Annotated in this window: 12 protein-coding genes; 3 read left to right on the forward strand and 9 right to left on the reverse strand. The window is 57.5% G+C overall.

The window, feature by feature from the left end; genetic code table 11:
• Window positions 1–166 precede the first annotated feature (166 nt).
• From B2W96_RS06045 to B2W96_RS06075, 7 genes are all read right to left on the reverse strand, one after another.
• Window positions 167–1,108 (reverse strand): ABC transporter permease, encoded by a 942-nt coding sequence (locus B2W96_RS06045; RefSeq protein ID WP_293009389.1) that lies wholly within the window; start codon window positions 1,106–1,108, stop codon window positions 167–169.
• Entirely contained in the window at window positions 1,108–2,259 is a 1,152-nt protein-coding gene (locus B2W96_RS06050; protein ID WP_293009390.1) for an ABC transporter permease, read from the reverse strand. The genes B2W96_RS06045 and B2W96_RS06050 overlap by 1 nt, the downstream gene beginning before the upstream one ends.
• Before the next feature lies 1 nt (window position 2,260).
• Window positions 2,261–3,769, reverse strand: coding sequence for an ABC transporter ATP-binding protein (locus tag B2W96_RS06055; RefSeq protein ID WP_293009399.1), 1,509 nt, complete (start codon window positions 3,767–3,769; stop codon window positions 2,261–2,263).
• Between the two features lie 235 nt (window positions 3,770–4,004).
• Complete coding sequence (locus tag B2W96_RS06060) at window positions 4,005–5,216, reverse strand: BMP family ABC transporter substrate-binding protein (RefSeq protein WP_293009391.1); 1,212 nt, start codon at window positions 5,214–5,216, stop codon at window positions 4,005–4,007.
• A gap of 150 nt (window positions 5,217–5,366) precedes the next feature.
• The gene (gene deoD / locus B2W96_RS06065) at window positions 5,367–6,083 is read right to left on the reverse strand and encodes a purine-nucleoside phosphorylase (protein ID WP_293009392.1); all 717 of its coding nucleotides are present in this window, start codon (window positions 6,081–6,083) and stop codon (window positions 5,367–5,369) included.
• A 72-nt stretch (window positions 6,084–6,155) separates the two neighbouring features.
• Window positions 6,156–6,812 (reverse strand): deoxyribose-phosphate aldolase, encoded by a 657-nt coding sequence (gene deoC, locus B2W96_RS06070; protein WP_293009393.1) that lies wholly within the window; start codon window positions 6,810–6,812, stop codon window positions 6,156–6,158.
• Between the two features lie 22 nt (window positions 6,813–6,834).
• Window positions 6,835–7,821, reverse strand: a complete 987-nt coding sequence (locus B2W96_RS06075) for an MBL fold metallo-hydrolase (protein WP_293009394.1) — start codon at window positions 7,819–7,821, stop codon at window positions 6,835–6,837.
• A gap of 264 nt (window positions 7,822–8,085) precedes the next feature.
• Here B2W96_RS06075 and B2W96_RS06080 point away from each other — a divergent pair, with 264 nt between their 5' ends.
• Window positions 8,086–9,366 (forward strand): S1C family serine protease, encoded by a 1,281-nt coding sequence (locus B2W96_RS06080; RefSeq protein ID WP_293009395.1) that lies wholly within the window; start codon window positions 8,086–8,088, stop codon window positions 9,364–9,366.
• 138 nt (window positions 9,367–9,504) lie between these two features.
• Here B2W96_RS06080 and B2W96_RS06085 read toward each other — a convergent pair whose 3' ends face one another.
• Window positions 9,505–10,674, reverse strand: a complete 1,170-nt coding sequence (locus B2W96_RS06085; protein ID WP_293009396.1) for a DEAD/DEAH box helicase — start codon at window positions 10,672–10,674, stop codon at window positions 9,505–9,507.
• A gap of 254 nt (window positions 10,675–10,928) precedes the next feature.
• The gene (locus B2W96_RS06090; protein ID WP_293009397.1) at window positions 10,929–11,066 is read right to left on the reverse strand and encodes a hypothetical protein; all 138 of its coding nucleotides are present in this window, start codon (window positions 11,064–11,066) and stop codon (window positions 10,929–10,931) included.
• Between the two features lie 331 nt (window positions 11,067–11,397).
• Here B2W96_RS06090 and B2W96_RS06095 point away from each other — a divergent pair, with 331 nt between their 5' ends.
• Together B2W96_RS06095 and B2W96_RS06100 are read left to right on the forward strand one after the other, a co-directional pair.
• Window positions 11,398–12,123 (forward strand): LytR/AlgR family response regulator transcription factor, encoded by a 726-nt coding sequence (locus B2W96_RS06095; RefSeq protein ID WP_293009398.1) that lies wholly within the window; start codon window positions 11,398–11,400, stop codon window positions 12,121–12,123.
• On the forward strand, window positions 12,120–13,227 hold a 1,108-nt coding region (locus B2W96_RS06100; RefSeq protein ID WP_349680142.1), incomplete at its 3' end, for a hypothetical protein. The genes B2W96_RS06095 and B2W96_RS06100, both read left to right, overlap by 4 nt.

A 13,227-nucleotide genomic window follows, 5' to 3' on the forward strand; every position in this document is an offset into this window, starting at 1 on the left:
TTTTCCCGGCGGCGTGTACTTCGGGAAAACCCCTCTCGCGAAACGAACGCCTCACCGCCAGCCAAAGGCTGGCGGTGAGGCGTTGTAACGCATTTCAGCCGAAAAGCCCGCTATGCGGGCTTTTCGGTTGTCTTATAAAATTCGACTACGGGAATTTTCTGAACTCTTATCGCTGTCCCTTGTCATAAGGGATTCCCTCCGCCTTGGGGGCGCGGGACTTCCCGGAGGTAAACGCCAGCACCACCAGAGAGATAATGTAGGGCAGCATGTTATACACGCTGCTGGGCAGGTTCAGCGCCATCAGGAAGCCAAATCCGGTATAGACGTTGCTCAGCGCCCGGAAAAGGCCAAACAGCAGCGCCGCCAGCGCGATGCGAGAGGGCCTCCACTGGCCGAAAATCATCACGGCCAGAGACAAAAATCCAAAGCCCGCCACGCCATTTTCAAACTTCCACTCGCTGACGCCGGCGGTGATGTACACGATGCCGCCAAGGCCGCCCAGAATGCCGGAAATCAGCACGCCCGCATAGCGCATCTTATAGACATTGATGCCCACGCTGTCCGCCGCCTGCGGATGCTCGCCGCAGGCCATCAGCCGCAGACCGAAGCGGGTTTTGTACAGCAGCACATACGAGCATACCAGCGCAATGGCGGCCAGCAGCATGAACCAGTTGAACTCAAAACCGCCAAGCTTCACCAGAAACGCCTTTTTCGCGGCGATGTACTGGATGGTGGAGGATACGTTGTTGGGATTGATGGAGGTATTCATGGCCTTGACAAACACGGTGGCCGCAGCGGTCCCCAGCAGGTTCATGGCGGTGCCCACAATGGTCTGGTCCGCCCCGAAGCTGACCGCAGCCACCGCCAGCAGCAGGGAGTATACCGCCCCCAGCGCCACCGCCGCCAAAACGGTCAGCAGCACCATCATAAAGGCGGACGTCTCAGGCGGCAGGAAATTGAGCATCAGCGCACCGCCCAGCGCGCCCATGACCATGATGCCCTCCAGCCCAATGTTGATGACGCCGGAATGCTCGGAAAAGCAGCCGCCCAGAGCCACCAGCACCAGCACGGAGGCAAAAATCAGCGTATATTGCACCAGCAGTGCCATTACCGCTCGCCCCCTTCCTGATTGGCCCCGGCTTGGGCGGCCTTGGCCTCCCGCTCCGCCCGGCGGTCCAGCCGGTTATTCAGCGCGTACTTAAAGAACAGCACAAACCCGCACAGGTAGATGATCAGCGCGGAGATAAAATCGGAAATCTGAGACGAATACATGGTCTTGTCCACATATGCGCCGCCGGAGGTGATATGCTGGATGAAATAGGAGGAGAAAATAGTCCCGATGGGGTTCAGTCCGCCAAGGAACGCAGCGGCAATGCCGTTGAAGCCCATGGCCGGAACCGCCGACTGGGTGCAGGACCACTGCTCAAACCCGGTGAGAAAGAGAAGCGCCGCCGCCATGCCCGCAAGCCCTCCTGCGATGGCCATGGTGAGAATGATATTCTGCTTTTCCTTCATGCCGCAATATTGGGCCGCGTCCTTGTTGAAGCCGGTGGCCTTCAGTTCAAACCCCAGCTTCGTCTTTTCCAGCAGCACCCAGATCACCACCGTGACCAAAACTGCCATCGGGATGGCAATGGTGACATACTGGTTGTTGTTGAACAGGCTTCCAAGCCCCAGCGTCGGAATCAGCGCCCCGGGATTCGTGCTGGCCAGAGTCAGGGTATAGGGGCTGGAATATTCCTTCACGTTGGTCAGCAGGGTATTCACCATGTACAGGCTGATCCAGTTGAGCATGATGCAGGAGATGACCTCGTTCACGTTGCAGTATGCCTTCAAAACGCCGGACAGCGCTCCCAGCAGCGCGCCCGCCGCCACGGCGGCCAGCAGGCACAGGTACCACGGCATGTCCAGCGCCAGCGCGCAGTACAGCGACGCGCCCGCGCCCACCACATACTGCCCCGCCGCGCCGATGTTGAACAGGCCCACCTTATAGGCAAACAGCACCGACAGGCTGCACAGCAGTAGCGGCGAGGTTTTCACCAGCGTGCTGCCCAGATATTTAAGCTGCGCGGCCCGGCTGGGGTAATAGAAAAAGTTTTTAACGATAGTGGAAATAGCCTTTCCCGCCCCTGCGGGATTGATGGCCAGCAGCACCAGATAGCCCACCAGCAGTCCGATCAGAATGCACAAAAGCGATGCAAGCAGGGATTGGACCCCAACATTGCGCAGCAGCGAATTCCGCGTTTTCGTTTTCTCCATGTCACACCGCCTCCTTCCGCTTTGCACCCGCCATGTAAAGTCCCAGTTCTTCCACCGTGGCGGTTTTGGGGTCCAGCTCGCCCACAATTTCCCCCTCGTACATGACAAGGATGCGGTCGGACAGGCTCATCACCTCGTCCAGCTCCAGACTCACCAGCAGCACCGCTTTTCCCTGATCCCGCTGGGCCACGATCTGACGGTGAATATACTCAATGGCGCCCACGTCCAGCCCCCGAGTGGGCTGCACCGCCACCAAAAGCTCCGGGTCCTTGTCGATTTCCCGGGCCACGATGGCCTTTTGCTGGTTGCCGCCGGACATGGACCGGGCCGTTGTCACGGGGCCCTGTCCAGAGCGGATGTCATACTGCTCGATCAGTCGCTGGGCATACTCCCGCACAGCCTTGAAGCGGATAAAGCCCCTGTTTTGAAACTCCGGCTTCCAGTAGTTTTCAAGCACCAGATTCTGCTCCAGCGTGTAGTCCAGCACCAGCCCATGCTTGTGCCGGTCTTCAGGGATATGGCTCAGGCCCAGCTTGGAACGCTCCCGGATGGAGTCCCTCGTCATATCCACGCCCCGCAGGGAAAAGCTTCCCCCAACGGGCTTCACAAGCCCCGTCAATGCGTGGACAAGTTCGGTCTGCCCGTTGCCGTCAATTCCGGCAAGGCAGACAATCTCCCCCTCATGGACCTGAAAACTCACGTTTTTCACCGCGTTGTTCTTGTGCATTTTGGACGCCACGGTCACGCCCTCCACCTCCAGAACCACCTGCCCCGGTGCGCGGGCCTTCTTGCGGACCGCAAAGTCCACGTCCCGGCCCACCATCATGCGGCTGAGCTCTTCCTTGCTGGAATCGGCCACGTCCACGGTCCCGATGTAGGCGCCCTTGCGCAAAACGGTGCACCGGTCCGCCACAGCCACAATTTCGTTGAGCTTATGGGTGATGAAGAGGATGCTTTTGCCCTCGGCCTTCAGCCCCCGCATAATGTCCATCAGCTCCTCGATTTCCTGAGGGGTGAGGACAGCGGTAGGCTCGTCGAAAATCAAAATTTCATTTTCCCGATACAGCATTTTCAAAATCTCGGTACGCTGCTGCATACCCACGGAGATGTCCTCCACCTTGGCGTCCGGGTCCACCCGCAAACTGTATTTGTCCGACAGGGCCATCACTTTTTCACGGGCCTCCGCTTTCTGCAAAAACCCATATTTGCTGGGCTCCACGCCCATAATGATGTTGTCAAGCACGGTAAAGCACTCCACCAGCTTGAAATGCTGGTGGACCATGCCGATGCCCAGTGCGTTTGCGTCGTTGGGGTCCTTAATGGAGACTTCGCGCCCACCCATGCGGATGGAGCCCTCCTCTGGCCGATAAAGGCCGAACAGCACGCTCATCAGCGTGGACTTTCCCGCGCCGTTTTCTCCCAGCAGCGCGTGAATCTCTCCCTTTTTCAACCGAAGGGTAATGTTGTCGTTGGCAATAATGCCCGGGAACCGCTTGGTGATGTTGAGCATTTCCACCGCATATGTCTCTTCCAAGCTCCGCGACCTCCTTTGTCCCTTTCATCGCCTCCCTTGACTCCCTTGTTTCAGAGGTCAGAAGGAAACCGATTTACTATCCGCTTATTATACTATGTCCCATTCCATATATCAAAGAAAATTTGCAATTTTTTACGAATTTTACATGTTTACAGAAAAAGCGGAGGAGGGCGGGCTGTCGCTCGTCCTCCTCCGCAGTCAAACGGTGAGATTACTTAATATTGCCGTAATAGTTGACGGTGATGTTGGTGACGGCAGGCTCGGCGCCGATGTCGCTGGACACCTTGACCTCGCCGCTGTACATCTTGGAAACCAGCGCCTTATAGTCGTCCTGGCTGAAGCCGTCGCCCCACTGGGTGCTCTCCATGGGGATCTGGACGTAGTTGGCAGCGGGATCGTCGCCGGAAACCAGACCCAGGGTCTGAATCTTGCCCGCATACGCGCTCCAGTTGTCGTTGAGAATGATCTCGCCCAGCAGGGTATCCACGGTGGGAGCCAGGCCCTTCATGGCGGAGGTAACGGTCATGTCCGCGCCGTAAGCGTCGATGATGGCGGCCTGATCGGTATCCACGCCGATGACCTTAGCGCCGTCCACCTTGGCGGCTGCCTCAGCAGCAGAGGTGTAAATGCCGCCGCCGCAGGCGAACACAGCCTGCACGCCCATGGTCTTATACCAAGTGTCCATGTAAGCGGTGATGTCTCCGTCGCCGAAGAACTGGTTGCCATAGACATACTCCATGGTCACCTTCGCGCTGGTCTCACCGGCAGCAGCGTCTGCGCCCTGCACATAGCCGTAGCCATAGCGGACCACGGCGGGAACCGCCATGCCGCCCAGGAAGCCCAGATGGTCATAGCCCAGCTTCACGGCGGCATAGCCTGCCATGTAGCCACACAGTTCCTCCTGATACACCGCGCAGTACACGTTGCTCAGGTCCACATAGTCGGACAGAGTCCAGTTGGCGGGGGTCCAGTCGTAGGTCTCGCCCTTGGCGGTGACGGCGGGGTCAAGCAGGTCGCCCTCGCCCACGTCCAGCGCGACAAACTTCACGTCGGGGTTCTGGGGCGCGGCTTCCACGATGGTGCCGCCAAAAGCGTAGCCGGGCATCACGATGACGTTGTACCCGTCGGCCACAGCCGCGTCCACCATGGCCACGCGCTCGGCGGTGGTGTCACCGTTGGGCTTGTAGTAGTTGAACTGGATGCTGTTGGCTTCGCAGAACGCCTTACAGGCCTCATAAGTAGTCTGGTTGAAGGACTGGTCGGTGATATCGCCGTAGTCGGTGATCATTGCCACCTTATAGGAGGAGGCGGCTTCGCCGCCGCTGCCGGAGCCGGAGCCGGCGGGAGGCGTGGCGTCGTTGCCGCAGGCGGCCAGAGACGCGGTCATGACCAATGCCAGAGCCAGTGCAAGAAACTTCTTCATTGGGATCAAACCTTCTTTCAAAATTTTGACACGGGGACGGGTGGAGAACCGCCCGTCCCCGTGTCATGGAAAATTATATCAATTTGTCCGGAAAATTTCAACAGGTAATCCTGTCATTTTTACTCTAAAAAAAGCGAAAAAAAGTGTTACTTATTTCTTTGCCATCTCCACGGCGGTGTCCAAAGCGATTTCCATCATCTGCGTAAAGCCCGTCTGCCGCTCTTCTGCGGGAAGGCCCTCGCCGGTGACCACGCTGTCGGACACGGTGCAGATGGTCAGCGCCCGCTTGCCCGCCTCCATGGCGTTCCAGTACAGCGCCGCGGACTCCATCTCCACCGCCAGCACGCCGTACTCCGCCCATTTCAGGGAATCGTCGGCCTTATTATAGAAAATGTCGCTGGAGAGGAAGCTGCCCACGGCCCAGCTTGCCCCGGACTTGCGCGCCACGTTCACCGCCGTTTCCAGCAGCTCATAGTCCGCCACGGGAGACAGCACGCCGTTCAGGCCAAACTGGTGGGAGAAGTTGGAATTCGTGCAGGCGGCCTGACCCAAAACCACGTCTTTCATATTCAGCTTTGTGGTCAAAGCTCCGGCGCTGCCCACGCGGATGATGTTTTCCACATCGTAAAAATGAAACAGCTCGTGGGAATAGATGCCGATGCTGGGCATTCCCATGCCGGAGGCCATGACGGACACGGGTACGTCCTTGTAAAGGCCGGTATAGCCCTGCACGCCCCGGACGTTGTTCACAAGCCTTGCATCCTTCAGGAAATTCTCCGCGATATACGCCGCCCGCAAGGGGTCGCCGGGCATCAGAACCGTTTTGGCAAAATCACCTTTTACCGCACTGTTATGGGGAGTGGACATTGTAACTTCCTCCTTCAATTTTTTCATTTTTACCTCGGGATAAATCCCGGATAGAAGCTCTGTTTTGGGCACTTACCGCTCCAACGCCTTGGCGGCCTTCACCACCCGTGAGGTGCCCAGCCGGTCCGCGCCAAGGTTTATAAAATCCTCCGCGTCCTTGAGATCGGCGATACCGCCCGCGGCTTTGATTTTCACACCGGGCCCCACATGGGCCTTGAACAGGGCCACGTCCTCCCGTGTCGCGCCGCCGCCGCCAAAGCCGGTGGAGGTTTTGATATACTCCGCGCCGGAGGCGGTGACAAGCTGGCACAGCTTGATTTTTTCCTCGTCGGTGAGAAAGCAGGTTTCAATGATGACCTTCAAAAGCTTTCCGCCGCAGGCGGCCTTCACCGCCCGAATCTCGCCCAGCAGCTCGTCCCACTTCCGGTCCTTCACCCAGCCGAGGTTAATCACCATGTCGACCTCGACCGCGCCGTTTTCCACCGCGTCGGCCGCTTCAAAGCACTTGGCCTTTGTGGTGGAATACCCGTTGGGAAAGCCGATGACGGTGCAGATGGGCAGTCTTCCCGCCGCGTACTCCGCCGCCTGCGCCACATAGGACGCGGGAATGCAGACGCTGGCGCAGCCATATTTCATCCCGTCGTCGCAAAGAGCCTTGATTTCCTCCCAAGCCGCCGTCTGGGAGAGCAGCGTATGGTCGCATCTGGATAAAATGTCTTTCAGGTCCATTTCAGTCCGCTCCTTTATCATATCATTCATTGGGATAATACCGAATTTTTCCGTTTTCCGCGCGGCTCTTTACGCCGCCCCGCACCTCCAGCCAGTCAAGATGGGCCAGCGCTTCTCCCACCGCAAAAAACTTCTGGGTCAGGGGGAAATCGGCCCAGCTCCGGGCGCGGATGCTCCAGCGCATCTCCCCCGCAATTTCATAGGCCGTCAGCCCCGGCTTCTTTTCAACAATTCCCCGTGCACCCTCAATTCTCTGGGCGTGGTGGGCCTTCAGCTCCTCTGCCCGCAGGCGCAGGTCCCCCGTCTCTTCCCGGTGGGCGGGAAGCAGGGTCTTCACCGGCAGGTCCTTCACAGCGTCAAGGCTTTCAAGATAGTCTCCCAGAGAGTCGGGGACCCCCTCCCAGCGGCAGATGTTGGGCGTGATGTGAAAGAGAATATGGTCGCCGGAAAAAAGCGTTTCATGTTCCGCTTCGTACAGGCACAGATGTCCCGGCGTATGTCCCGGGGTGAGAATGCAGCGCAGCTTCCGCCCACCGTATTCCAGTATCTGCCCATTCTCCAGCCGGTCATAGGGCCTGCCCAAAGGCTCGGGAACATCCGTCTGGGCGGGATTGCCGCCACCCAGCCAGTCCACCTCTTCCCGGGTAAACCCGTTTTCCACATAGCCCGCGTAGGTCCGCCGCCAAAGCACGTCGCCTCGGCTGTACTCCTCCCGCCGGTTCGCGTCCCACTCGCTGAGAAACACGGCCCGGCCGGGCCGATGCAGATAGGTGGAAAGGCCCGCATGGTCGCTGTGCAGGTGGGTCAGAAAGATGTCCGTCCGGGTCAGGTCCACGCCGATCTCGCCAAGCTGCCGGTCCATCGCCGCGCGGCAGGCGGGCTGGTTGAACCCGGTGTCAATCAAAAGGTTCCGTTCTCCCGCAATCAGATAGCTGTTGAGATTTTTCAGTGGATTCCCCACCAGCGGGATATCAAGGCGCCAAAGTCCCGGCGCAAGCTCCTTTGCCATGTGTCGCTCCTGTTTGTCCTTATAAATTTACCGGAATGCCGCCTGGGACGCGAAGCGCCGTCTCGGAAGCCGCCCGCAAGCACGCATAAAACCGTTACAGGGGTATTATACCAGTTTTTTCACCGCATGTCCACGCCTGCCGCGCTGCCCCGCAAAAAACATCCCTCTTTTTCCCGTCCTGCCACGGTATTTTTCCACTTGCCTTGAAAAGCACGAAAGCCCGTGTTAAAATTAAAAAATCTTATTTGGAGGTTGTTGCTCACCATGAAAAAACAGTTTTTTGCACTGGCTCTTGCGGCTGTGCTGCTGATTTGCGCCGTTCCCGCCGGGGCGCTTACCGGCGAGGGAACCCGCGCCGCCCAAACCCTCTCCGCCCTGAACGTGGTCCGGGGTGCGTACAACGTGGACGACCCCGCCACCCGGGCGCAGGCCGCCGTGATTCTGGTGCGCCTTGCCGGAGCGGAGGAGGCCGCCGCCGCGGACAAGACCTCCATTCCCTTTAAGGACGTGCCTACCTACGCGGTGCAGGCCGTGCGGTATGCCTACGGACAGGGCTGGCTTCGGGGCGTAACCGGTGATACCTTCGGCGCATCCGAGGCCATCACCTCCGCAGCCTACTGCGCCGCGCTGGGGCGGCTGCTGGGCTATACCGGCGAGGATGTTTCCTATGAAAACGCGCTGACCTTTGCCCGCCACATGGCGATCACCTCCCGAGATTACGGAAAAACCCTGACCCGGGGTGATCTCTTTGAGCTGACCGCCGGCGCACTTTACGCCTCATACAAGGACGACGGCACGCTTCTTGCGCACCTGACCGCCGTCAGTCCGTCCGCAGCCGCAGCCGCCGACAGACTGAATCTTACAAGTCCCGCGCTGACAGCCCGGCAGGCCGCCGACCGGTATACCGCCGCCGTGTTTCAGCTAAGCATGTATGAGGACAGCCAGAACCTTGATTTAAAGGAGCCTGATGGCAGCGCCAGCGGCTTTTTCATCAGCGGGGACGGACTGGCCGTCACCAATTACCACGCCATTGCAGGCTGCGCCGCCGGTGTGGCCACCCTCGTCAGCGGCGAGCAATATCCGGTGAAGGAAGTGGTCTACTACGACGTAGACAACGATATCGCTGTTTTACGCATTGGGCACACCTCCCTCACCGGAGTGGAAACACCGGGTTTCGTATACCTTGAAACCGCGTCTCGCGACACTTTGCGAATGGGCGATGAAATCTATACCATCGGCAGCCCCCTTGGGCTGGGACTGGCCGTCTCCTCCGGTATCGTCAGCGACGCCAGCCGGACGACGGACGGCTACGCCGCGCCCTGCATCATGTCCACTGCGGACATCTCTCAGGGCTCCAGCGGCGGCGCGCTGCTGAACATATACGGGCAGGCGGTTGGTGTCACCTCCGGCGCGTTCCTTTTCGGGAACAATATGTATCTTGCCGTAGCCATCGACCCGGCACTCTCCGCCGATCTCACCGGCAAGGGGCAGACCTTGGAACAGGTGAAGCAGATTGAGTCTGCCCGGACGAAAACAGCCGCCTGAGCACAGGCTCCCGCTCTCCCCTGCTTCCCGCAACTGCGAGCGGCGGCGCCCCTTCTTTCTCATGCAATCCTACAAACGCAAACTCGCCCGGCATTCCAACTGGAACGCCGGGCGTTTCTTCTTGTTTTAACCGCTTTATTACTTTCCCGGGGCAGACTCCGCAGTAAGCCTTCCGCCCGCGTCCATCCGGGCCGGGACAATCATATTGTCCGTGCATTTGGCGATGTTGTCAATCCGCATTTTCGACGGGTAGTCCGCAATCAGGCTCACCGCCATGCCGTGCCGTTTGGCGCGGCCGGTGCGGCCGATGCGGTGGACATAGTCCTGATTTTCGTCCGGCACATCGCAGTTGAACACCACATCCACGTCATCCACGTCGATGCCCCGGGCCGCCACGTCGGTGGCCACAAACACCCGCAACTCGCCCTTGCGGAACTTGTCCATCACCTGCTCCCGCTTTTTCTGCGGAATGTCGCCGTGGATGCACTCCGCGTCCACGCCCCGCATCTGCAAAAATTTCGCGATGCGCTCCGTGGAGCCCTTGGTGTTGCAGAAAACCATGGCCCGGTCAAATTCGCCGCCGTCCATGATCTTTGCGATGGCCTCGGCCTTGCCGTCGTGGGTGACCTCCAGACGGTACTGAAGGATGTCGGGCTTGTTTTCCTCGTCCGCCCGGACGGTGATCTCCTCTGCGTCCCGCTGGTGGACCCAGGCGATATCCATGACCTCCCGGGAAATGGTGGCGGAGAACATTCCGAGATTTTTCCGCTTGTTCATCCGGTCAAGCAGCCGGGTTACATCGTGGATGAAACCCATGTCCAGCATCCGGTCTGCCTCGTCCAGTACCACGGTCTGCGCCGTGTCTACACGGACGGTGCGCCGCTTCATATGGTCCGACAGTCGGCCGGGAGTGGCCACCACAATCTGTGGTTTCTTCTTCAAAATGTCAATTTGCTTGCCGATGGGCTGTCCGCCGTAAAGGCACACCATCCGCACCCCCGCCCGATAGGCCGCGATATCCCGCAGCTCGTCCGTGATTTGGATGGCCAGCTCCCGGGTGGGGGCCAGAATCACGGCCTGCACGCTTTCGTCCGCAGGGTCGATATGCTCCACGATGGGGATCCCGTAGGCAAAGGTCTTCCCTGTGCCGGTAGGGGCCTTGGCAATCACGTCCTTCCACGCCAGCATGGGGGGGATGCAGCCCGCCTGCACGGGGGTGGACAGCTCAATATTGCGCTCACGAAGAGCGCGCATAATCTCCGGTGACAGCCCCAGGCTGTCAAACCGGACGCCTTGTGTCAGTTCCATAGTTGCTTCGTCCTTTTCCAATTTTGTTTTTCAGCGGCTCCGGTCCAAACCGGGCCGCATTTCCTTCTTTTTATAATAAATTACTGTTATTATATCCGTTTTTCCGGTATTTGTAAAGTCCGGTGCAAACCGGCGTCCTTTCCGGAGTGAAACCCTGTCAGCCCGGTACAACTGCGCGGACACAAAAAAGCAGCCCCCCCCACTGCTTATTTTCGTGAGAGGGTTGCACGCTCTGTCCTGCAAAGCGATATGCCTTATGAGATTCTATGCATGGACCACACCATGCCCCCGGCATTGGCACCGCCCAGATTCAGCGTCAGCGACAGGCCGTCGGAAACATAGAACAGGCCGATTACGTCCCCTGCGCTTAATTCAACATCACCTGCCAGCACCACCGCTCCATTCCCCAGAATTGCTCTCAGGTTCAGCAGCGTTACGTTCAGGTTTAACAGGGGAAACAGTGCATTTATTAAATTTTGAACGGCCGGTGATCTGCGCCCCCGAACTAACTGACAATGATGATTTAAACCCAGAAAATCCGGTGGATGCAAAATCCGGACCGGTGGGACTCGTTGGACCTGCTGGTGTCAAGTCAGGACTAAAAAATATTTATCCTTATTTGCACCTTTGCAATCTATCCATTCAATGTTTGGATGATGGAAAGGATTGGCGGTATGTGGTATAATGTTAAATGGATAATTGTATGCAGAGGAGGGATTTCAAGTGAATGCGGCAATTGTAGATGATATGGCTGATGAGTGTGAAATACTCCGCGGCCTTTTAAAACAATATGAGGAAACACAGAAGCAGACGATACATATCACAGAGTTTCACAGCGGCAGGGAACTGCTTGCCGACTACATACCGGGCAGCTATGATGTTGTCTTTATGGATATTTTTCTGAACAACGAAAACGGCGTGGACTGCGCCTTGAAGCTGCGGCAACTGGACGAGCAGATCAACCTGATTTTTCTGACTACCAGCTCGGAATTCGGCGTCAAAAGCTATGACGTTCGGGCGGCGGACTATATTGTAAAGCCTGCCACACCCGAGAAGCTCTCCCGCGCCCTGAATTACTGCAAGATAACCGGGGAGCCGAGCGACCCGACCGTTACGGTCACCACCAAAAACCAGCCGCTCGCCATCGCCCTGAGCCGTATCCTTTATGCCGATTACCAGAACCGCTGTGCCTGCGTCCATTTAGAGGACTGTCTTGTTCCCGTGTCCGGAAGCTTCACGGAGCTTTCCGAGCAGCTGACGGCATATCCGCGGTTTATGTCCTGCTTTAAGGGTATTGTGGTTAATTTGACAGAAGTCCGGGAGCTGGGGGACGACTTTCTGATTCTGAAAAATGGGGAGCGGCTGCCTGTCAGTCGCCGCCTGCAACGGCAGGTACAAGGGCAACGTCTGCGTCTCTCCGCTGGTTCGCTACGGGGGGAGGGAATATGAAGCAGATATTTTCACTGATTTTAACCGCTCTGCTGCTTTGCACAGCGCTTGCACCGTCTGTACTGGCGGCAGAGGAACCGACTGCACCTGCCGAAACCACGGATACTGTAACCGATTCCGGCAACGGCGCTGTTTCGGGTGACAGTATGGACACCGCTACTCCTTCCGATGCAGATATGGGCACGGATGGTGATGAAACCGGCGGAACCGGTGACGGTGTGGTGCCCAACAACTTTTACTATACTGGCAGCATCATCTCCTACGCTATCCCGGATGCTTTCACAGATACGTTCAACATGAATTGCGGCGATACCGATTTTACACAGTTACATAATGAACTGGATTCCATCAACATTTCCGGCACAGCACAAAAGGAGGGTTCTTCCTATCCGCTTACATTGTCTGTTACATGGGATTTCAGCACAGTGGATGCAGAGACACCCGGTACTTACGCTGTGATTGGAAACATTTCTATTCCAGAGGGAACGACGCTTGCGGACGGTTTTGAGAACACTGTATCCATTTCCGTACAGGTAACCGCTCCGCTACTTAACACTACACAGTCGGAGAAAAGTTCCGCTGCTCAGAAATCCGCTGCTGTTACAGAATCCTATTCTCCAACCCAAACGGTCATTTCTGGTCTGCGTCTAAAGGATCTCTGTAAAGAGGAAGAAAGCGTCGTGTTTGGTTCCGGCGATGTTACCGTCAGTATTCCAAGCAAGCTGCTTTTAGCACTGAACCTGTCGGATGCGGATACTCTGACTGTTAGGCTGACCCAGCCGGAAAGCAATCAGATTGTGCTTGCAGTAGAGGTTTCCGGCAAATCGGTTACGCAGCTTTCGGGAACAGTATTGCGGCTTCGATATATGCCACAGTCGAAACATACTGATATCACCATTCAAAATGAAGCTGGGGAACAAATTACAGATGTTTCCTTCGACGGGGAGCTTCTACGCTTTGCAGCGGATGCGGCAGGAACTTATACCATTATAGAGCTATCAACTACGCAGGAGACTGGAAAAAGTACATCGCCGCTGCTTCCTGTATCCGGCGGATTGCTTTTAGCTGTGGGAGGGATTACCTATTTCTGGAGGAGGCGCCATG

Source organism: Oscillibacter sp. UBA6647 (genome assembly GCA_002455655.1).
Classification (GTDB): Bacteria; Bacillota; Clostridia; order Oscillospirales; family Oscillospiraceae; genus Oscillibacter.

Excerpts from the sequence above, each read along its gene's own strand:
- B2W96_RS06050 (WP_293009390.1), bottom strand. The coding sequence starts at position 2,259 with ATGGAGAAAACGAAAACGCGGAATTCGCTGCTGCGCAATGTTGGGGTC.
- B2W96_RS06080 (WP_293009395.1), top strand. The coding sequence starts at position 8,086 with ATGAAAAAACAGTTTTTTGCACTGGCTCTTGCGGCTGTGCTGCTGATT.
- B2W96_RS06045 (WP_293009389.1), bottom strand. The coding sequence starts at position 1,108 with ATGGCACTGCTGGTGCAATATACGCTGATTTTTGCCTCCGTGCTGGTG.
- B2W96_RS06060 (WP_293009391.1), bottom strand. The coding sequence starts at position 5,216 with ATGAAGAAGTTTCTTGCACTGGCTCTGGCATTGGTCATGACCGCGTCT.
- B2W96_RS06075 (WP_293009394.1), bottom strand. The coding sequence starts at position 7,821 with ATGGCAAAGGAGCTTGCGCCGGGACTTTGGCGCCTTGATATCCCGCTG.
- B2W96_RS06055 (WP_293009399.1), bottom strand. The coding sequence starts at position 3,769 with ATGCTCAACATCACCAAGCGGTTCCCGGGCATTATTGCCAACGACAAC.
- B2W96_RS06085 (WP_293009396.1), bottom strand. The coding sequence starts at position 10,674 with ATGGAACTGACACAAGGCGTCCGGTTTGACAGCCTGGGGCTGTCACCG.
- deoC (WP_293009393.1), bottom strand. The coding sequence starts at position 6,812 with ATGGACCTGAAAGACATTTTATCCAGATGCGACCATACGCTGCTCTCC.
- deoD (WP_293009392.1), bottom strand. The coding sequence starts at position 6,083 with ATGTCCACTCCCCATAACAGTGCGGTAAAAGGTGATTTTGCCAAAACG.